At 63.0% G+C, this 19384-nt stretch carries 15 protein-coding genes and 1 pseudogene; 6 read left to right on the forward strand and 10 right to left on the reverse strand.

Features of this window, described 5'->3' with window-relative positions; genetic code table 11:
• Window positions 1-27: 27 nt before the first annotated feature.
• From PSCI_RS21920 to PSCI_RS21935, 4 genes and pseudogenes are all read left to right on the forward strand, one after another.
• Window positions 28-1266, forward strand: coding sequence for a styrene monooxygenase/indole monooxygenase family protein (locus PSCI_RS21920; RefSeq protein WP_045491005.1), 1239 nt, complete (start codon window positions 28-30; stop codon window positions 1264-1266).
• 33 nt (window positions 1267-1299) lie between these two features.
• Window positions 1300-1836, forward strand: coding sequence for a flavin reductase family protein (locus PSCI_RS21925; protein WP_045491008.1), 537 nt, complete (start codon window positions 1300-1302; stop codon window positions 1834-1836).
• 40 nt (window positions 1837-1876) lie between these two features.
• Entirely contained in the window at window positions 1877-2818 is a 942-nt protein-coding gene (locus PSCI_RS21930; RefSeq protein ID WP_045494727.1) for a SphA family protein, read from the forward strand.
• A gap of 416 nt (window positions 2819-3234) precedes the next feature.
• Window positions 3235-3729: pseudogene (locus PSCI_RS21935) on the forward strand (methyl-accepting chemotaxis protein); the annotation flags it as partial.
• Window positions 3730-3785: 56 nt separating this feature from the next.
• Here the strand turns inward: PSCI_RS21935 and PSCI_RS21940 are convergent.
• Window positions 3786-4625 carry an AraC family transcriptional regulator gene (locus PSCI_RS21940; protein WP_045491011.1) on the reverse strand — a complete coding sequence of 280 codons (840 nt, stop codon included), beginning with the start codon at window positions 4623-4625 and terminating at the stop codon, window positions 3786-3788.
• 99 nt (window positions 4626-4724) lie between these two features.
• Here PSCI_RS21940 and PSCI_RS21945 point away from each other — a divergent pair, with 99 nt between their 5' ends.
• Together PSCI_RS21945 and PSCI_RS21950 are read left to right on the forward strand one after the other, a co-directional pair.
• Complete coding sequence (locus tag PSCI_RS21945) at window positions 4725-5660, forward strand: DMT family transporter (protein ID WP_045491014.1); 936 nt, start codon at window positions 4725-4727, stop codon at window positions 5658-5660.
• Window positions 5661-5825: 165 nt separating this feature from the next.
• Window positions 5826-6866: an alpha/beta hydrolase family protein gene (locus tag PSCI_RS21950; protein ID WP_045491017.1), complete on the forward strand. Its 1041-nt coding sequence runs from the start codon at window positions 5826-5828 to the stop codon at window positions 6864-6866.
• A 63-nt stretch (window positions 6867-6929) separates the two neighbouring features.
• Here PSCI_RS21950 and PSCI_RS21955 read toward each other — a convergent pair whose 3' ends face one another.
• The 9 genes from PSCI_RS21955 to treZ form a co-directional block, all read right to left on the reverse strand.
• Window positions 6930-7589, reverse strand: a complete 660-nt coding sequence (locus PSCI_RS21955) for a glycosyltransferase (protein WP_045491020.1) — start codon at window positions 7587-7589, stop codon at window positions 6930-6932.
• Window positions 7558-8184, reverse strand: a complete 627-nt coding sequence (locus PSCI_RS21960; protein ID WP_045491023.1) for a class I SAM-dependent DNA methyltransferase — start codon at window positions 8182-8184, stop codon at window positions 7558-7560. Before PSCI_RS21960 ends, PSCI_RS21955 begins: the two co-directional genes overlap by 32 nt.
• Window positions 8181-8951, reverse strand: coding sequence for a PIG-L deacetylase family protein (locus PSCI_RS21965; RefSeq protein ID WP_045491026.1), 771 nt, complete (start codon window positions 8949-8951; stop codon window positions 8181-8183). Before PSCI_RS21965 ends, PSCI_RS21960 begins: the two co-directional genes overlap by 4 nt.
• Complete coding sequence (locus PSCI_RS21970) at window positions 8948-9958, reverse strand: acyl-CoA dehydrogenase (RefSeq protein ID WP_045491028.1); 1011 nt, start codon at window positions 9956-9958, stop codon at window positions 8948-8950. The genes PSCI_RS21965 and PSCI_RS21970 overlap by 4 nt, the downstream gene beginning before the upstream one ends.
• Window positions 9955-12126, reverse strand: a complete 2172-nt coding sequence (gene glgX, locus PSCI_RS21975; RefSeq protein WP_045491030.1) for a glycogen debranching protein GlgX — start codon at window positions 12124-12126, stop codon at window positions 9955-9957. The genes PSCI_RS21970 and glgX overlap by 4 nt, the downstream gene beginning before the upstream one ends.
• A 155-nt stretch (window positions 12127-12281) precedes the next feature.
• Window positions 12282-12701: a DUF2934 domain-containing protein gene (locus PSCI_RS21980; RefSeq protein ID WP_045491033.1), complete on the reverse strand. Its 420-nt coding sequence runs from the start codon at window positions 12699-12701 to the stop codon at window positions 12282-12284.
• Between the two features lie 22 nt (window positions 12702-12723).
• A complete protein-coding gene (locus tag PSCI_RS21985; RefSeq protein WP_045491036.1) occupies window positions 12724-15501 on the reverse strand; it encodes a malto-oligosyltrehalose synthase in 2778 nt (925 codons plus the stop codon).
• A complete protein-coding gene (gene malQ, locus PSCI_RS21990) occupies window positions 15498-17576 on the reverse strand; it encodes a 4-alpha-glucanotransferase (protein WP_045491039.1) in 2079 nt (692 codons plus the stop codon). Before malQ ends, PSCI_RS21985 begins: the two co-directional genes overlap by 4 nt.
• Window positions 17566-19380, reverse strand: a complete 1815-nt coding sequence (treZ, locus tag PSCI_RS21995) for a malto-oligosyltrehalose trehalohydrolase (protein WP_045491041.1) — start codon at window positions 19378-19380, stop codon at window positions 17566-17568. Before treZ ends, malQ begins: the two co-directional genes overlap by 11 nt.
• Window positions 19381-19384: the final 4 nt, after the last annotated feature.

Below are 19384 nucleotides of genomic sequence, written 5' to 3' on the forward strand. Positions count from 1 at the left end.
CGTCCCAATAAGCCGTGGAGAATAACAATGCGTCGAATCGCTATCGTCGGAGCCGGCCAGGCCGGGCTGCAACTTGCCTTGGGTCTGTTGGCCAAGGGATATCAGGTAACCCTGGCCACCAATCGCACGGCTGAGCAAATCCAGGCCGGCAAAGTGATGTCCAGCCAGTGCATGTTCAACACCGCGCTGCAGACCGAGCGCGACCTGGGTATCAACTTTTGGGAAGAGCAATGCCCTGCGGTAGAAGGCATTGGCCTCAACGTGCTCAACCCCGAGGTGCCGGGCCAGTCGTTGTTCAGCTGGAGTGCGCGGCTGGAGCGCTACGCGCAATCGGTGGACCAGCGTCTGAAGATGCCGGTGTGGATGGACACGTTCGTCAAGCGTGGCGGCGAGTTGCTGATCGAAGACGTCGGCATCACTGAGCTGGAGCGCCTGTCGGCCAGCCACGACCTGGTACTGCTGGCGGCGGGCAAGGGTGAGGTGGTCAACCTGTTCGCCAAGGACCCGCAGCGCACCGCATTCAGCACCCCGCAGCGGGCGCTGGCACTGACCTACGTGCAAGGCATGACCCCGGTGTCGCCGTACTCGCGGGTGGCGTTCAACCTTATTCCGGGGGTCGGTGAATACTTTGTGTTCCCGGCCCTGACCGTCAATGGCCCCTGCGAAATCATGGTGTTCGAGGGCATTCCCGGCGGCCCGCTGGATTGCTGGCAGGGCATCAACGACCCCGACCAGCATCTGCAAAAGAGCCTGGAGCTGGTACGCCGTTACCTGCCGTGGGAAGCCGAACGCTGCGCCAACTTACGCCTGACCGACGACAACGGCTTTCTCGCCGGACGCTTCACGCCGATGGTGCGCCGCCCGGTGCTGACCTTGCCGTCCGGTCGCCAGGTGTTCGGCATGGCCGATGCGCTGGTGGTCAACGACCCGATTACCGGCCAGGGCTCCAACAATGCCGCCAAGTGCAGCAAGGTGTATCTGGACGCAATTCTTGCCCAGGGTAGCCAGCCGTTCAGCGGCCAGTGGATGGAGCAGACCTTCGAGCAGTACTGGAGCTACGCCCGCCACGTCGTGGAGTGGACCAACAGCATGCTGCAACCGCCAGCGCCGCACCTGCTGCAACTGCTCGGCGCGGCCAGCGCGGTGCAGCCGCTGGCCAGCGCCATCACCAACGGTTTTGACGACCCACGCCGGTTCGCGCCCTGGTGGTTCGACGCCAGCCAGTGCCAGCATTTTATCCAGAGCATGAGCCAGCAGGCCGCTTGATCAATACAACGATAACAACGCAGAGCATCGACCATGAATGCAGCCACCACCACCCCTGCTGAACTCACTGAAGTGCAGGGCCGCGATGTGCGCGAATTGCGCAACCTGCTGGGCCAGTTCGCCACCGGCGTGACCGTGATCACCACCCGCACTGCCGACGGGCGCAACGTCGGCATGACCGCCAATTCGTTTTCCTCGGTGTCGCTGGACCCGCCGCTGGTGCTCTGGAGCCTGGCGCGTTCGGCCTTGAGCATGAATGACTTTCTGGGCGCCAGCCACTTCGCCATCAACATCCTCGGTGCCGACCAGCACGAGATATCCGGCCAGTTCGCCAGGCCCGCCACTGATAAGTTCGCCGGCGTGCCCTATGCCCTGGGCAAGGCCGACATGCCGGTACTCGACGACGTGGTCGCGGTGCTGGTGTGCCGTAACGTCACCCAATATGAAGGCGGCGATCATCTGATTTTCATTGGTGAAATCGAGCAATACCGATACAGCGGCGCAGAACCGCTGGTCTTTCATGCTGGCAGGTATCGGGTCGCCTCAGTGCATCCGGCGCTGGGTCAGTGAAGCACTGCCTCCATTTTCAGCTGTAACGGGGACGCCAATGATGAGCAGAACAACCCTTTCGACCTGTGTAATGGCTGTCGGCCTGGCCAGCGCTCCGCTGGCCGGTGCCTACGACTTGCCGGCCCTCAACCTGGGCCTGACCAGCTTCATGGACGGCGGCCTGCCGGCCGGCGGTGGCTGGTACTTGCAGCAGTACTTCCAGAACTATTCGGCCAACCACCTGCGCGACCAGAACGGCAAGGACCTGGGCCTGCCCAAGCATGCCGTGGACTACCAGCTGTGGCTGACCCAACTGAGTTACCTGTCTGATCTGCGCCTGGGCAACGGCAATCTGGGCCTTAACCTGGTGCTGCCAGTGATTACCCGGATGAAGGTCGACGACGGCCTGGACAATCTGGCGCTCAAGGGCCAGAGCGGGGTAGGTGACCTGCTGGTCGGGCCGTTCATTCAGTTCGATCCGATCATGGGCGACAACGGTCCGCGCTTCGTGCACCGCATCGAACTGCAGGTCAACCTGCCCACCGGCGAGTATGACCGCGACCACGACATCAACCCCGGCAACAATGCCTGGTCGTTCAACCCCTACTGGGCCGCCACTTATTGGTTCACCCCCAAGTGGACCGCCTCGTTGCGGGCGCACTACCTGTACAACGGCAAGAACAGCGACCCGCTGCGTTCGCTGGGGGATATCGACGATGTCCAGGCCGGCCAGGCGCTGCACGCCAACTTCACTACCGAGTATGCGGTCACCGAGCACCTGCGCCTGGGCATCAACGGCTATTGGCTCAAGCAGATCAGCGACAGTCGTTTCGACGGCCACGACGTCTCCGGTCGGCGGGAGAAAGTCTGGGCCATCGGGCCGGGTGTGATGTACAGCTTTTCGCCCCATGACCATTTGTTCGCCAACGCCTATTTCGAGCAGGACGTGGAAAACCGCCCCGAGGGCAGCCGTCTGCAAGTGCGTTACGTGCACCACTTCTGACCGATCGGTCGTTATATCGTTCCCTTGGTTTGCCCGCCTTCGTGGCGGGCTTTTTTGTTCAGGCGAAGTACTGTGAGGAGCACCGTGATGAAGACCGAACCCGCAGCAACGGCGCTGATCTGCCGCGTTGATCTTGCCGGCAATATCGTCCAGTGCAGCGATGACAGCGCAGCGAGTCGGACCAGTCGGTGGTGGCCCTGACCGAGATGGCCGCGACTATTCAGGAGGTGTCACGCAACCTGCATGACAGTGCCGCCGCGACCTCTGCGGCGGCAACGCTCTCTGCCCAGGGCCAGCAATTGTCCGCTCAGAGCCTCCAGTCGATGCAACACTTGGTCACCTCAGTGGCGGATAGCAGCGCGGCCGCCGGGCAGATGGCCGCGGCCACCGAGGCCATTGGGGCGATGACCGGGATCATCAGTTCGATCGCCGCGCAGACTAACCTGCTGGCGCTCAATGCTGCCATTGAGGCGGCAAGGGCTGGTGACGCCGGGCGCGGTTTCAGTGTGGTCGCCGATGAGGTCCGGCAACTGGCCAGTCGCACCCAGCGGGCCACTGAAGATATCCAGCCGCTGCTGCACAGCTTTCGGCAGAGCACCGAACTCAGCGTCCGTCTGGCCCATGAGGGGCAACGGCTGGCCGTGCAGAGCACCGCTGCGGTGGGTTCGGTGAGCGACAGCTTCAGCGGTGTCAACCACGCGCTGGAGCAGATCGCGGCGATGAGCGCGCAGATCGCCAGTGCCATGGAACAGCAGGGCCAGGTGGCCGATGCCCTCAACCAACAGGTGATGAACGTGGCCCAACTGTCGCGCCACAGCGCCGCCAAGGTCGTGGACGGTCAGCGGATCAGCCAACAGATCGGCCAACAGCTGCTGGCCCTGCGCAGCCTGGCCGAGCGCTTCGATCGCTGACCGGCTACTGAGCCAAGCAGCAGGCGCGAGGGCCGGATTGGTGTCGTTGCGCCTGCCTAGCGAAACTTGCCCGGCGTCAGGCCGACAACCTTGCGAAAGGCCCGATTCATGTGGCTCTGGTCGCAGAAGCCGCAGGCCGCTGAGGCCTGCGCCAGACTCAGGCCGGCCCGTAGCAGCGTCTGGACCCGGCCCACGCGCTTCTGGATCTGGTAACTGTGCGGCGATACGCCGGTGTGTTTTTTGAATACCCGAATCAGGTAAAGCGGATCGAGCCCGACCAGCGCAGCCAGATCCGCCAGGCTGATGTCCTGGGCAAAGTCGGCGTCAAGCTTGTGCCGGACCTGGCTGACCGCCCAAGGCTCGGCAGCGTTGGCGGCTGCTCGAACAGGCTGGACGCCGTTGCGTTCGAACAGCTGGCTGAGCAGGTCGAGCAGGGCCGTTTCGCGCTCCAGCGGGTTGTCTGACTGCTCCAGCAGGCGGTGCTGCTGGACGAAATGCCGGGCCAGTGCGGGCGCGTGTTGCATGGCGCTGGTGAACAGGTGAATGGCTTGGCCGGATCCGGCGTCATTCAACAGGTGCCGACTGACCCAGGCGGGGTCCAGATACAGCATCCGGTAGGCCCAGCCGCTATCGTGGCCCGGCAGCCCATCATGAATTTCGCCGGGGCTCAGGGTTACCACGCTACCGGGCCCGCCCAGTGCATAAGCGCCCCGGTAAAACAGCTTTTCCGCACCGCTGCTGATCACCCCGAATGCGTAATAGTCGTGTGAGTGCCGGCCAAAGGCCTGGCGGCTGAAACGGGCCGACAGCAATTCGCAGCCACCCTCGGGGAGGCGTTGGAAATGCATGAAATCCTTAGCGGCGCTCGGTTGCGCCTGAGCGCAGAGGTCATCCATCAACAGTCCAGTTTTGTCCAATACGCCTCAAGGCCAGCGCGATACGCTGGCCCGGCATTGATACGGACTTTTCGGCTTTTGATCAACATGAGGTTTCACATGTCCAGCACCCGCAACCGGGCCATTATCGAACTTACCCTTGGCGGGCTGATGCTCAGCCTCTCGGCCCTGGCCGTCGCATTCGCCAATATCGGCGCCGGCGGGGCGGGCTTCTACCGCATGCTGATTGCCTCGGTACTGTTTTACATCCTGCTCAAATGGCGGCGCATGCCGGCCCGCCTGGCCAACCCCAGAGCGCGTCTGTATACCGCGCTGGCCGGGGTCTTTCTGGCCATCGACCTGGCCCTGTGGCACGAAAGTATCTACATCGTCGGCCCAGGCATTGGCTCGATCCTGACCAACTGTCAGGTATTTTTCATGACCCTGTTGGGGTTCTTGCTGTTGCGTGAAAAACCGTCGGGGTTGTTTGTGCTGTCGATGCTGCTGGCCTTCACTGGACTGTACCTGTTGTTGCTGCCGGAAATGGCCAGCGCTGCCGGTGTCAAAGGCGTGGTGTACGGCGTGCTCTCGGGCCTTGCCTATGCCGTATGCGTGTATTTCCTGAAAATCAGCCGGGAGCTGGCCGACGGCGGCGGTGATTCAATCGCGCAGGTGCTCAATTTCAGTCTCTGGGCGGCCCTGGTGCTGTTGGCCTATGCGCTGGTCAACGGTGAAAGCCTGGCAATCGTCGATACCCAGACTCTGGTGATGCTGATCATCTATGGCGTGCTGGTGCAGTTCATCGGTTGGCTGCTGGTCAACCGCTCGATCGGTGCGCTGAGCCTGGGGCTGGCCGGGTTGATCCTGCTGCTGGAACCGGTGATCACCTACTTCATCGACATTACCCTGCTGGGCAAGGCAAGCACGCTGTTGCAGATCAGCGGCGCGCTGCTGACGGTGCTGGCGGTGTACATCGGCTCACTCAAGGCCCCGCAAACCAAACCAGCAGTGCCGGGCGATAACCACCGTGTTGCACCTTCAGGACCTGCGTTGTGACCGCATCGCGCTGAGCGGACGCTGCTGGTCGCGGCCAGGTCGCTGGCGATCAAGCCGATCTGGCCCGTCTTGTGCACTATCTTCGCTATTGAGTGTCTTAATGACACGTTTTGCCGTCTATATCGGCGGTGAGGGCGGGTACGTGCCACGAGGGGGGAGTTCACCATGCTGCGTCTGTGTGCAGTAATGCTGCTGTGTCTGCTCGATGGCCTCGTTGCGGTGCAGATCAGGGCTGACAGCGACTGGAGTGTGGGCTTTCACGTGCTGACCATCGCTGACCCGCTCGACGAGCAGGCGATGCAGGCCATCGCGTTTTACCCCTCCAGTGCGGACGATCAGGTCAGCCCGGTGCGTGGCTACCAACTTCAGGCCAGCAAGGATGCGCCGGTCGCCATGGGGCGGTTTCCGCTGCTGATGCTGTCGCATGGCAATACCGGCACGCCACTGGCGATGCATGACCTGGCCACAGCGCTGGCGCGCCAGGGCTTTGTGGTGGTCGCGGTGGTGCACCCTGGCGACAACGACCGCGACCATAGCCGCCTGGGCAGCCTGAGCAATCTGTACGGTCGCCCGTTGCAGATTTCTGCGGCGATTACCGCCACCCTCGACGACCCGTTGCTGTCGCCTTATCTGAGCGCCGAGCAGGTTGGGGTGATTGGCTATTCTGCCGGTGGTGAAACCGCGCTGATTCTGGCCGGTGCCCGCCCGGACCCGCAGCGCTTGCGCACCTATTGCCTCGAACGCCCCGATGATCAGGATGCCTGCCGCACCCAGGGCTGGCTGGTGGCCGATCGTGACGACCTGCAAGCCGAGGCCGATCCGCGGGTCGGTGCGTTGATGCTGATGGCGCCGTTGAGCCTGATGTTCGGCCGCCAGACCCTCAGCGACGTCCATGTGCCGGTGTTGATGTATGCCGGCGAAGAGGACCGCCTGTTGCCGCTGGACAAGAACGCTGAAGCGCTGGCGCGCAAGCTGCCCAATGCGCCGGATTACAAGCGCCTGGCCGGTGCCGGGCATTTCGTGTTCATGGCGCCGTGCACCGATGAGCAACGCGCGACCACGCCGGTGCTGTGCAACGACCCCGACGGGGTCGATCGCGAGGGTATCCATCGCACCCTGAGTGCCGAGGCCGGGAAGTTCTTCAGCGCTGTACTGGGCGCGGCAAACAGTGAGAGCTCCGGAATGCAGACCGCACGGCACCAATAATCATCAAATGCCCGCAGGAGCAGCTTTAGCTGCGAATTCGCCGCTTCGCAGCTGAAGCTGCTCCTACGCGGATGTTTCCAATGACCGCAGATAGTCGCCGAACCCGCCTTGGGCACGGGGGTCGAGGCGGGCGCTGGTGGTCACTCTGGGGCGGCAGCTCCAGGCGATCCGGGCGCCGCTGAGCTCCAGTTCGCGGACCAGATGCACATCTTCATGGCAGGCCAGCGCGGGAAAGCCACCGGCCCGCTGATAGGCCTGCGCGCTGACTCCCAGATTGGCGCCGTGTACATGACGGTGACCTTCACGGTGCTGATAGCGGCGGTGGTACTCGATCCTGGCGGCTTCACAATAGCCTTCAGACCACTGACCCAGCGTCACCGTGCCGCAGACCGCATCGGCCTGTAACGCCAGTTGCTGGTAAAGCCAGTCCTCGGCGACATTGCTGTCGCCGTCGGTGCAGGCCAGCCAGCGCGAGCCCAGGCCAATCAGTTGCCGCGCACCGGCAGCGCGGGCCTGGCCGACATTACGGGCTTGCAATTCAAGGATCATCACCCCGCGGTCACGGGCGATCTGTGCCGAGCCATCGGTGCAGCTGTCGAGTACCACAATGATGCTCACCGGCTCATGTTCAAGCCCCGGATGGCGAGCCGCTTGCTGGATCGTTGCCAGGCACTGGTCCAGATGCTGCTCTTCATTGTGGACGGGAATCAGCACGCCGATCATGGTCAAACTCCTGTTGGGCAATTGAATCCTGCCGGCGAGCGAACACTTCCAGCACAAAATCCGTTTCGCGGTGCAGGCAAACGCGCTGCAACGGCAGTTGCTCAGCTACCAGGCGGTGGACTTGCTCAGCATCCAGCGGGCAGCCATCGATAACCGGGCGCCAGTGGCAGGCGAGCAAGTGGCCGTTGTCACTGAGCGAGTCGTCCATGCGCTTTATGCAGGCGCGCAAGTCGGCTTCATCAAGGTAGTAACCCACCTCGCTGAACACGATCAGATCGAATTTTTCTGATGGCCAGTCTTGCGGCAGGCGACCGTGCATGACAGTCGCATGCGGGCTGTCCTGCAGGCGCTGACGAGCCAGGGTTACCGCACGGGCCGACGTGTCGCAGGCCAGCAAGCGGTCACAGCGGGTCGCGAGCAGGGCGCTCAACTCGCCATTGGCGCAGCCGGGCTCGAAGATCGACCGGTAGTGCTGGTGCGGCAATGCGGCGAGAGTCAGGGCGCGCTTGCGTTGTTCGTACCAGCGTTGGCGAAATGCCCAAGGGTCGTCATTGTCTTCAAACAGGTGCTCAAAGTAGTCGTCGGTCACGCTCATATGAACACCAGTTCGAAAGGTTGCAGCAGCCGCTGCAAGGCCCAGTCCGGCAGGATGGGCGCAAGTCCCACGGTCGGATCGCCCTGCAGTTGACTGACGAACGCGCCGACAGCATCGCGTTTGCGTTGCAGAGTGGCCGGGTCGAGTAATACCTTGCGGGCCCGCTCCCAGGGCAGGCGCTGATCGTCCGGTTCAGCCCAGTGCCAGGCCCAGATCGGCACTTCAACCAAGCGGGCGCCACTTTGCAGGCAGGCGGCTGCGCAGGCGCGACCCACTGCCTCATGGTCGCCATGACCGTCGCCCCGCCAGGTGCTGAACACCACATCGGTGGTTTGCAACCGATCGGTCAAAAACCTCGTCAGGTCGGCTTCTTGCTCGGCCACAGCGGTGTCGCTGATGCCCAGCCGCTGCCAATCCAGATCGGCGGGCAAGTCCAGACGAGCCAGGGCCTGGACGCTTTCCTGAGGGCGTTCAATGGCCAGGCGCTGGGCCGACCAGTTGGAGGAGCCGGGATGGCTGGCGGTGCCGTCGGTAACCGAGACCAGCAAAAGGTCACGCTGCAATTGATGCAACTGGCTCAACAGCCCGCCGCAGCCCAGCACCTCGTCATCCGGGTGGGGCGCGACGATCACGGCGCGATGGGCGAAGGGCACCAGCAGGTCGGTACTGATCGCCGCCACGGCGGCCAGCTTCTCCGAGGCTTGCCAGGCGTGCAGCGCAGTGCCACGGCCCTGGGCGTCATCGCTGACCACAAATCCGTCGTTCATAACCGCCACCCGTGGTGCGCTCTGGTCTGTACAACCTGTTCACCCAGTGTTGCCAGATCACGTTCAGCATGGCTTTGGCGGATGAATACCGGCAAATCGGCGGCCATCCGGGCAAACCCGGCGTCCTTGCAGTAAGGGCCGGCACCCAGCGCCCGGCCCACATGCTGGATCACGGTCTCGACCGTGTTTTCCACACTGGCCCGGCTACGGCGGGCCAGCAGTTCGTAATTATTGACCGTTCGGTCGTCAAGCTGTTTGGCGGCGTCTTGCAGAACTAGGCTGGCACTGGACAATGCGGCATCTACCGCGCCCAGATGTGCCAACCCGTGGGGCTCGGGGCGCTTGCTCAACTGCGCTGGCAGCGACAACGCCAGCGCACTGGCCGCGCCATACCAACACGCGGCGATGCCAATCGCACCCTGCCAGAAGCCGGGGCGTTGCAGGTAATCACCCGGCCCGCCAACCGCCCAGCCGCTGGCCTGGTCGAAGCGCACCTCGACACTTGCTGTTGCCGCCATGCCGACCGCATGCCAGCCATCGTCAGTGACCTGCACGCCAGTTTGCGCCAGCGGCACGGCCACCAGTTGCTGGCAACCTTGTTCATCCCAGGCGGTCACCAGTGCATGGCTGAGCACCGCAGCGCCGCTGCACCAGGCTTTCAGGCCGTCGACCCGCAACCCGGCGCCGGCAGCGCTGACCCGCAAGCGGGCCTGCGGTGGTTCGGCCGCCCACATGCCCCAGGTGCTGCCGTTAGGCACCGCAGGGGCATCCAGCTCCTGGATAATTGCCAGCGCGTCGGTATGCCCTTCATACAGCTTGCACAGACCCAGGCTATGGCCCGCCACCTCGGCCAGTGCCTGCCAGCGAGCCAGCGTCTGGCCGCTGGCAGGCAAGGGCAGTTGATCCAGCCCTTGGCTGACCATCGCTCGCAGGCACTCGCCCAGCCCGGCACTGCCGGTCCGGGCGAGCTCATGCCGGCTGAGCAAACGCTCCAGCGCGTCGATCATTCCTGATCTTCACGCTGCAGGCCGAACAGCAACAGCGACCGCGCGGCGACGCCATACTGCGTACCGAACTCCAGACGTTGTTTGCGCGGTGCATCGTCCTGGCGGGTATCGATCAGGCAGGTGTAGTGGGTGCCTTGCGGGACCTCGGGCAGGGTAAAGTCCACATCTTCGTGATGGGCGTTGACCACCAGCAGCAGGGTGTCGTCGGCGCCAGGGCGGCGGATACCGGTCTCTTGGGCACGACCGTCCATGAGCATGCCCAGGCAGCGACCATGGCGGTCATGCCACTGCTCGATGCTCATCTCACTGCCATCCGGTGCCAGCCAGGTAACGTCCTTGACCCCGATCTCCTCGTTGTAATCACCAACCAGGAACCGGCTACGACGCAGGATCGGATAGCTCTGGCGCAATTTGATCAGGCGCTTGACGAACTTGAGCAAGGCCTCGCCATCACTGTCGAGGTTCCAGTTTACCCAGCCGATTTCGCTGTCCTGGCAATAGGCATTGTTGTTGCCGTGCTGGGTACGGGCGAACTCGTCACCGGCGACCATCATCGGCGTGCCCTGGGCCAGCAGCAGGGTGGCAAAGAAGTTGCGCATCTGGCGCAGACGCAGGGTGTTGATGTCCTGATCGTCAGTCGGGCCTTCCACGCCATGGTTCCAGGACAGGTTGTTGTTGCTGCCGTCCTGATTGTTTTCGTCGTTGGCTTCGTTGTGTTTGTCGTTGTACGACACCAGGTCGTGCAAAGTGAAACCATCGTGGGCAGTGATAAAGTTTACCGACGCCTGTGGCCGCCGACCGCGCTGGTTGAACATGTTGCCCGATGCGGTCAGGCGTGCGGCGAAGTCTGCCAACTGGCCTTCATCGCCTTTCCAGAAGGCCCGTACCGTGTCGCGGAACTTGTCGTTCCATTCCATCCAGCCCGGCGGGAAACCACCGACCTGATAGCCGCCCGGCCCGCAGTCCCAAGGCTCGGCGATCAGTTTGACCTGGCGCAGCACCGGGTCCTGGCGGCAGGCGACCAGGAAGCTGTGACGCTCGTCGAAACCGTCGTGGTAACGGCCCAGAATGGTTGCCAGATCGAAGCGGAAGCCGTCGACATGCATGTCCGACGCCCAATAGCGCAGCGAGTCGGTGACCATTTGCAGCACGCAAGGGTGGCTGAGATCCAGGGTGTTACCGGTGCCGGAGTCGTTGATGTAGAAGCGCTTGTCGTCCGGCATCAGACGGTAGTACGAAGCGTTGTCGATGCCGCGCATCGACAGGGTCGGGCCAAGTTCGTTGCCTTCGGCGGTGTGGTTGTAGACCACGTCAAGAATCACTTCCAGGCCGGCTTTGTGATAGTGGGCGACCATTTCCTTGAACTCGGCAATCTTGCCGTGGGCCAGGTAGCGCGGGTCCGGGGCGAAAAAGGCGATGCTGTTGTAGCCCCAGTAGTTGGTCATGCCTTTTTGCAGCAGGTGCTGGTCGTTGACGAACGCATGGATGGGCAGCAACTCCACGGAGGTCACGCCCAGCTTGCGCACGTGATCAATGACCTCCGGGACCTTGAGGCCCAGGAAGGTGCCCTTGAGGTCGTCCGGGACCGCCGGGTGCAGTTTGGTGTAGCCGCGCACGTGGGTCTCATAGAGGATGGTCTTGTCCCACGGGGTGCTGACCCGCTGGTCGCGGCCCCAGGTGTAGGCCGGGTCGATGACCTTGCTCTTGGGCACGAACGGCGCGCTGTCGCGCTCGTCGAAGCTCAGGTCGCCATCGGGATGGCCGATGGTGTAGCCAAACAGTGATTCAGACCATTTCAGTTCGCCGACCAATTGCTTGGCGTAGGGGTCGATCAGCAGCTTGTTGTGGTTGAAACGATGACCGTTGCCTGGGTCATAAGGACCGTAGACCCGATAGCCATAGACCAGCCCGGGGTGCGCGTCGGGCAGGTAGCCGTGGTAGATCTCGTCGGTGTACTCGGGCAGTTCGATGCGTTCGAGTTCGACCTCGCCGCTGGAGTCGAACAGGCACAGCTCGACCTTGGTGGCGTTGGCCGAGAACAGGGCAAAGTTGACCCCCAGGCCGTCCCAGTTGGCGCCCAGAGGGAAGGGCAGGCCTTCGCGGATGCGTGGGCCCAGTGGTTTGTACTCGCTGCTGTCAGGGGCGGATTTATTCGACGACGTGCTCATGGTTGTTTCCTGAAAACGTTGATTTGCGGGCGATCAGTGCCGCTACCGCAACCAGAAGCTGCGATACGCGTGAAAATGTCGGGGTTATCGGGTGTAGCCGAGGCTGCGCAGGCGTCGAGCAACCGTGGTGGTGCTCGACGCTGCGCGCCATGGGCTTATGAAGCGGCCGGCTTGCGCGGCTTTTTCACGGCGGCGGGCTTGCTGGCAGGCTCGCTTTGCGGCGTCGCCGTAGTAGCGGCGGGTGCTGGCTTGGGTGCTGGTTTGGCTGCGGGCTTGGCAGCAGCGGGTTTGCCAGCCTTGGGCGCAGGTTTAGCAGCCGGCTTGCTCGCTGGCGCTGCTTTGCCCGACGCTTTGCCGGCCGGCTTGGCATCTGCCTTGGCATCCAGAGCACCGTCGATTTTGGGCAACCTCGGTTTGCTGGCACTGCGTGCAGCGGTTTTGTCAGGCGCCAGGGCTTCGGCTTCGGCCAGCTTGCGCGCCATTTCCCAATGGCGCTGGTCATTGCCGTTGGGCCGGCCCTCGGACTCCCATATCTGGTAGGCAAACTCGCGGATTCTTTTTTCGTCGGCACTCATTCTTCGACACTCCCGGCTTTTACTAATTTTGAACAAACAAATTTACGGAAAATTCCTTGAGCGCTGTACTGACTGGCAGTTGCTTGCCATCCAGTGTCAGGCTTTCGCCAAACAGGCCTTGCCAGGTCTGACCGGGCTCGGCAAACGGCAGGGTGATCCGCGTGTCGCTCCAATCACCGGCTTGTATGAATGGAGTTGGTGCGGTCCCCAATAGTTCAGAGAAGATGCGCGGCACGACGACAATCGCACGCACCCCGTCCAGTTCGCGAACAAAAGCCACCACCCGATCCGCCTGCTGGCCACTGACCGGCAAGGCTTGATAAGTCCCTCTGGCAAACAGTGCCGGGTGCTGGCGGCGAACCTCCAGCACCCTGGCGATCAGTGCCTGTTTGAGGCGACCGTCACGCCAGTTGAGCAGCAAATCGCTGATGCCAGGCTGCTGCGTCAATGCCCGGCTTCGTGCAGCGTAGTCCACCGGACGACGGTTGTCGGGGTCGACCAGGCTGAAGTCCCAGAACTCGGCGCCTTGATACAAATCAGGCACACCTGGAACGCTCAGGCGCAGCAGCACTTGGGCAAGGCTGTTCAGCGCGCCGGCGGGGGCGATGCGCAGGGCAGTGGCACCCAGCGACTGGCGCAGCGGCTGCGCCTCGTCAGCCAGTAGCAGGCGTTCGAGGAAGCTCCGGCAGGCACTCTCATACGCCTGGTTGGGCGCGGCCCAGCTGCTTTGCAGTTTGGCTTCGCGCAGGGCTTTTTCCTGCCAGCGTATCAGCCGTTCGAGGTACTGAGCGGTTGCCTCTTCGCCTTCCAGATCCAGCGGCCAACTGCCGAGCAGCGCTTGATAGAGCATCAACTCGTCGCCGCCACTGATAACGCTCTCGCCGTCCTTGAGCGGCTGCGCCAGTTGCCGCCAGCGCTCGACCTGTTCGGCGTACCAGCCGGAACACTCGCTCAAGACCGCCAGACGGGTCCGGCTGTCTTCACCGCGCTTATGGTCGTGGGTGGCGGTGGCCAGCAGGTTGTCAGGGAAGAATTGGTGACGTTGCTGGCAGGCCTGGTGGAAGTCTTGCGCCGGCGCGCTGAAATGGCCCGGATGAAAGCCCACATCATTGCGCGACAGCAGCACTGCCGAGCGATAGAACGAGGTGTCCTCGACAGACTTGGCGGCCACCGGTGAGGTCAGCTGCTGAAAGCGTACACAGGCATTGCGGTACAGCTTGCGCAGCTTGCCACGCGGTAGTGAGCGCCACGCGGTGCCGCCCAGCCAGCGTTGCAGCCAGTCAAGCACCGGCCAGTCACCTTCGTTCAGGCTGCTGCGTGCGCCTTGCATCGCTTGCTCGAAGAAGCGCTCGTCTTCAGCACTGCGCCCGCAAACGCTGATGTAGGTGCGGTACACCGGAAAGTGGCAGATGAGCGCCAGCAGCGCGCGGCGGATCGCGCCCAGGGTCAGGTCACGGCTCATCAGGTCGCTGCGGGCCAGTTGCAGCAGCCCTTGGGCGAGATTTTCAAAGTCGCCGGCCAGGCTGCCGTGCAGCACCAGGTCACGGGCCTGGCGCTCTTCGTCGGCAAATACCGCGCTACGTTCGCTGATCCGGCTCCAGAGCTCGGCCAGCGGCTGCGCGCCGGCAGGATCATGTTGCAGCAGTGACACCTGGTTCATGAACTCATAGCCGGTGGTGCCGTCGACGCTCCAGTCATGGCGCAGTTGCTCATCGGCCCCCAGGATCTTCTCGACAAAGATCGGCAGGTGCTCAAGTGGCGCATGGGCGGGCCGCTGCGCCAACAAGCCCTGTACCCGGCGGTGCAGCTTGCGGCAGTAGCCGCGTGGGTCGGCCAGGCCGTCGACGTGGTCGATACGCAGGCCGTCTACCAGCCCCTCGGCAATCAACTGGAAAATCTTGCCATGGGTGGCTTCGAACACCGCCGGGCGCTCAACACGCAGGCCGCCCAGTTCATTGATGTCGAAGAAGCGCCGCCAGTTGATGTCGTCACCGGCGGTGCGCCAACTGGCCAACCGGTAGTGCTGGTCTTCAAGCAGCGCGTGCAAACGCGCAAAACCATCAGGCTGAGTCGAGTCGAAGGCTTTCAGCGCCTTGTGGATGGTTTTGAGCAGGGACTGATCAGCCACCAGCTCAACCAGTTGCGTACGCAGTTGCCGGGCACGCTCGTAAGCCTGAGGGTACTGCGCAAGTTTGGCGAAGCGCTCGCTGAGTTCTTCCAGGCGCGGATCCTGGGCATGCTGCAAAATCGCGTCATAGCTGGTCGGGCAGATCGGGAAGTGGTGCTGGTAATGCTCGATATAGAAGCGCCCATCAGTTTCATCGAAACGCAGTGGAATTTCCCCACCTTGCAGCGCTGGGCCGTAGTCATTGCCCAGAAATGGCAGCAACAGCTGGCCCTTGAGCAGCGGGTCTGGCGAATGCCACTGGATATCGAAAAAAATCGCGTACGGGCTGCCGCGCCCCCATTCCAGCAGGTCCAGCCACCAGGGATTGTCGGCGCCGCCGACAGCCATGTGGTTGGAAACGATGTCGAGGATCAGGCCCATCTGGTGTTCACGTAACGTGGCAACCAGTCGCCGCAAGGCCGGTTCACCGCCCAGCTCGGGGTTGATGACAGTCGGGTCGACCACATCGTAACCGTGCATCGAGCCTGCCCGGGCCTTGAGCAGCGGTGATGCGTAGATATGGCTGATGCCCAGGCGGGCGAAATAGGGCACCAGGGCAATCGCGTCATCAAGGGTGAAATCTTTGTGGAACTGCAAGCGTTGGGTAGCACGCAAGGGAATCGGGTGGTTCATCGGTCACGCTCCGCAGCTTGCTGACGCGCCTGGGATAACAGTTCAAGGCGGCGTGCAGCGTCTTGCTGGTCCAGCAATTGATTACTGAGCGGCTCCAGCCGACGTCGCCAGTTGGGGTGGCTGTCGATGGTGCCAGGCAGGTTGGCCTGTTCGAGCACGCCCAGCGCATCTTCCACAGGAAGCAATACCAGTGGTGCGCGGGTATGGCCCAGGTAACGGATACTGGCGTCGATAATCAGGCCGCTGTCGTCAGTGTCTGGCGCAAAATTGTGATTGTTCTGGCTCAAGGCTTGGCGCAGACCGTCGTATTCGCGGCCACGCTCCTCGCGCCAGTGATGTTCTGCCTGCTCATCGACATGGCCCACGCGGCTGTGCCATTCGATATCCAGCTCGTTGATCCAGCCGGCCAGGGTCGGCAGGTCATGAGTGCTGGTGGTGGCCAGCGCGTCTGGCGACCAATCGAGAATTGGCTTGAATTGGCCGTTGTGCTGTTCGAACAACAGCACCCGCATGCCCAGAATGGCCCGCGCTGACAGCTTGTCGGACAGCCCCTCAGGGACAGTACCCAAGTCTTCACCGAGCACGATTGCCTGGTGCCGTACCGACTCCAGGCACAGCAGGCGCAGCAGGTCGTCTAGCGGGAAGTTGAGGTACGCACCTTCTTTGGGCGAGGCGCCGAGCGGGATGACCCACAGGCGTTGCAAGCCCATCACGTGGTCGATGCGCAGGCCGCCTGCGTGGGCAAAGTTGGCACGCAGCATTTCGATAAAGGCCCGAAAACCGTTGCGCTTGAGGCCCTCCGGCGAGAAGGCAGAAATGCCCCAGCTCTGGCCGGCACGGTTGAGAATGTCGGGTGGTGCGCCCACGGTCAGCGCCGACAGCAGTTCATCCTGACGGCTCCAGGCCTGGCTGCCCGCGCCATCGGCGCCGACCGCCAGGTCGGCAATCAGGCCGATGCGCATGCCTGCGCTTTTGGCCGCGACCTGGGCACGCTCCAGACCCCTTGCCACCAGCCACTGGGTGAACGCATGAAAGCTGATGTCATGGGCGTGGGCCGCGGCAAACAAGGCCACTGCCTGGCTGCGCGGCTGCTTGAAATCTTCTGGCCACTCGTGCCAGTTGGCGCTGATGCCCAGTTGCGCGGATGCTTCGCGGATCGCCTCGAAGCGGCAGTGATTCTCCAGCGCTTCACCGCCGGCATGGCGAAAACTGTTGAAGTCTTCCTGCAGCGGATGATCACCGGCACTGAAGCCTTCAAAGAGCTTGCGCAGCACCTGCCACTTGGCCTTCGCCGCCGCTGGCCAGTCGATCAGCGTGAGTTGCTCAAGCTGCTCCAGGGTTTCACGCTGGCCGCTGTCTTCAATGGCCTGGCGCCAGGCGCGCTCGCCCAACAGCAAGGCGGGAGAGGCATACAGGCTGTTGAAAAACAGCCGGCTGGACGGCGAGTAGGGGCTATAACGCTGCGGGTCATCGGCAAACATGGCGTGCAGCGGGCTGATCGCCAGCGCATCGGCGCCACGTTCGCCGGCGGTGCGGGCCAGGCCTTCCAGCGCCTGGGTGTCACCAAAACCGCCATCACCCTCGCGGCGCAGGCTGTACACCTGAGTGGTCAGGCCCCAAGCGCGCGGCACCTCATTCTGGCAGGCCATGGCCATGCTGTAGCAGGTCAACGGCGCAACCGCGATCGTCAGCTGTTGGCCGACGATATCGAGCTGCTGATAGCCCACCGGGGTAATGGCCGGCAGGTTGGCATCCGCGTCCAGGCAGGACTGGATCGAGGTGCCATCTTCCAGATGCAGGGTAAAAGGGGTCTCGGGCTCGAACCAGGCCGAGAGGTCCAGCGGCCTGTCGACATCAACCGTCAATAACGGCGGTGCCTGACGACCATGGTGTTCGGTCTGCACCCGCAGCAGGCTGGCATCAATGGCCTCGCGGCTATGCGCCGGGTAACCAAGGGCGTCGAGTACCTTGCGCAACACCTCGGGGCTGACGGTCTGTGGCCTGGCATTGGCGTCGACCCAATGCACCGACAGGCCGACTTCGGTTGCCAATTTTTCCAGTTGCTCATTGCTCATCCTGAATCTCCGCAACGTCATGGGCTGACAGGCTGACAATGGCTGTCCAGGGTTCGAGGCTGCCGTTATGCCAAGGTTCGATCGACGTTGGGGTGCTGGCGAAAATCAGCTCGGCAGGGCTGGCCGGTGGCAGCTCGACCGGCTGTTCAGCAAGGTTCAGGTCGATGCGCAGGATCTGACCGTCTGCCATTTTCCAGCGTGCACTGACCACCCCGTCGGCCAGCACTTCAGCGCCCAAAGCAAAGGCACCGGGCAGGCGTGGCACGATCTCGCGGTGGCGGGTTTCCAGCAGTTGTTGATAGAAAGCCAGCCATTGGCGGTGTTCCAGCCCTTGCTCGGTGTCCAGCTCCAGGGCCGCCAGAGCCGGTCTGGAGGCCTCGAAGGTCTGCGCGTCGTTCGGGTCCGGAATCCGTTCGCGCTGATGCGGGTCGGCAAACGCGGCAAAGTCAGCAAACTCGTTGCGTCGGCCTTCACGCACCGCATCGGCCAGCTCGCCATGATGGCTGGTGAAAAACAGGAACGGCTCGCGCGCGGCCCACTCATCCCCCATGAACAGCAGCGGAATCATCGGCGACAGCAACAACAGCACGGTGGCGGCGCGCAGCGCCGGGGCAGGGGCCAGGCGTGGCAGGCGCTCACCCAGGGCGCGGTTGCCGATCTGATCGTGGTTCTGCAAGAACAGCACGAAGGCGCTGGGCGGCAGGTGCGCGCTGGCTTCGCCGCGCGCGGCACCGTGCCGGTTGGTCTGGCCCTGATAGACAAAGCCCTCACTGAGCAGGCGTGCCAGTTTGTGGGTCGGCTGTTCGGCGAAATCCTGATAGTAGGCATCGGTCTCGCCGGTCAGCAGCACATGCAGGGTGTTGTGCCCGTCGTCGTTCCATTGTGCATCAAAGCCCTGTTCAAGCAGGCTGGCCTGATTGAACTCGTTTTCCAGATTCAGCCAGACATGCCGGCCCGGTTCGATACCGGCGCGCACCTGGCGAGCGAAGTCTTGAAGAAAGTCCGGGTCGTTGATGGCATGCACTGCATCCATGCGCAGGCCGTCGAAGCGGTACTCGTTAAGCCACATCAGTGCATTGTCGATGAAAAAGCTGCGCACCTCAGGACGACGAAAATCGATGGCCGCGCCCCACGGTGTGTGCACGTCCTCGCGGAAGAATGCTTTGGCGTATTGCCCCAGGTAATTACCGTCCGGGCCAAAGTGGTTGTACACCACGTCAAGGATGACCATCAGGCCGTAGCCGTGGGCGGCATCGATCAGCCGTTTGAGCTGTTCGGGCGTGCCGTAGGAGGCCTGCGGGGCATACGGCAGCACGCCGTCGTAGCCCCAGTTGCGATCACCGGGGAACTGCGCCAGCGGCATCAGTTCAATGGCGGTCACTCCCAGCTCTACCAGGCGTGGCAGGTGTTTTTCGACGCCGGCATAGCCACCGAGTGCACCCACGTGCAGTTCATAGATGACCGCCTCGTGCCACGGGCGGCCTTGCCAGCCGGCGTGTTGCCAATGATAGGCAGCCGGGTCGACGACCCGGCTGGAGGTGTGCACGTCACCGTTCTGGGCGCGCGATGCCGGGTCGGGCACCTGCAGTTGATTGTCGATCAGGTAGTGGTAACCGGTGCCGGCAGGACAGGCCGTCTCCAGTACGAACCAGCCATCGCCCTGCGCCGGCATTGCCAGCGCCTGAGCGTTGTCCAGCAGCAGGGAAACGTTTTGTGCATCCGGTGCCCAGAGGGCGAATCGTGTGTGTTGCCGGTCCTGCATAACGGCGCCGTGGCGCCAGGCAGGTTCTGTACGCAAAGGCATCCGC

Origin of the sequence: Pseudomonas sp. StFLB209, from assembly GCF_000829415.1 — a bacterium.
Taxonomy (GTDB): Bacteria; Pseudomonadota; Gammaproteobacteria; order Pseudomonadales; family Pseudomonadaceae; genus Aquipseudomonas.

Bases quoted from the DNA above. Each gene is read 5' to 3' on its own strand.
- PSCI_RS21920 (WP_045491005.1), top strand. From the start codon at position 28: ATGCGTCGAATCGCTATCGTCGGAGCCGGCCAGGCCGGGCTGCAACTT.
- PSCI_RS21925 (WP_045491008.1), top strand. From the start codon at position 1,300: ATGAATGCAGCCACCACCACCCCTGCTGAACTCACTGAAGTGCAGGGC.
- PSCI_RS21930 (WP_045494727.1), top strand. From the start codon at position 1,877: ATGAGCAGAACAACCCTTTCGACCTGTGTAATGGCTGTCGGCCTGGCC.
- PSCI_RS21940 (WP_045491011.1), bottom strand. From the start codon at position 4,625: ATGGATGACCTCTGCGCTCAGGCGCAACCGAGCGCCGCTAAGGATTTC.
- PSCI_RS21945 (WP_045491014.1), top strand. From the start codon at position 4,725: ATGTCCAGCACCCGCAACCGGGCCATTATCGAACTTACCCTTGGCGGG.
- PSCI_RS21950 (WP_045491017.1), top strand. From the start codon at position 5,826: ATGCTGCGTCTGTGTGCAGTAATGCTGCTGTGTCTGCTCGATGGCCTC.
- PSCI_RS21955 (WP_045491020.1), bottom strand. From the start codon at position 7,589: ATGATCGGCGTGCTGATTCCCGTCCACAATGAAGAGCAGCATCTGGAC.
- PSCI_RS21960 (WP_045491023.1), bottom strand. From the start codon at position 8,184: ATGAGCGTGACCGACGACTACTTTGAGCACCTGTTTGAAGACAATGAC.
- PSCI_RS21965 (WP_045491026.1), bottom strand. From the start codon at position 8,951: ATGAACGACGGATTTGTGGTCAGCGATGACGCCCAGGGCCGTGGCACT.
- PSCI_RS21970 (WP_045491028.1), bottom strand. From the start codon at position 9,958: ATGATCGACGCGCTGGAGCGTTTGCTCAGCCGGCATGAGCTCGCCCGG.
- glgX (WP_045491030.1), bottom strand. From the start codon at position 12,126: ATGAGCACGTCGTCGAATAAATCCGCCCCTGACAGCAGCGAGTACAAA.
- PSCI_RS21980 (WP_045491033.1), bottom strand. From the start codon at position 12,701: ATGAGTGCCGACGAAAAAAGAATCCGCGAGTTTGCCTACCAGATATGG.
- PSCI_RS21985 (WP_045491036.1), bottom strand. From the start codon at position 15,501: ATGAACCACCCGATTCCCTTGCGTGCTACCCAACGCTTGCAGTTCCAC.
- malQ (WP_045491039.1), bottom strand. From the start codon at position 17,576: ATGAGCAATGAGCAACTGGAAAAATTGGCAACCGAAGTCGGCCTGTCG.
- treZ (WP_045491041.1), bottom strand. From the start codon at position 19,380: ATGCCTTTGCGTACAGAACCTGCCTGGCGCCACGGCGCCGTTATGCAG.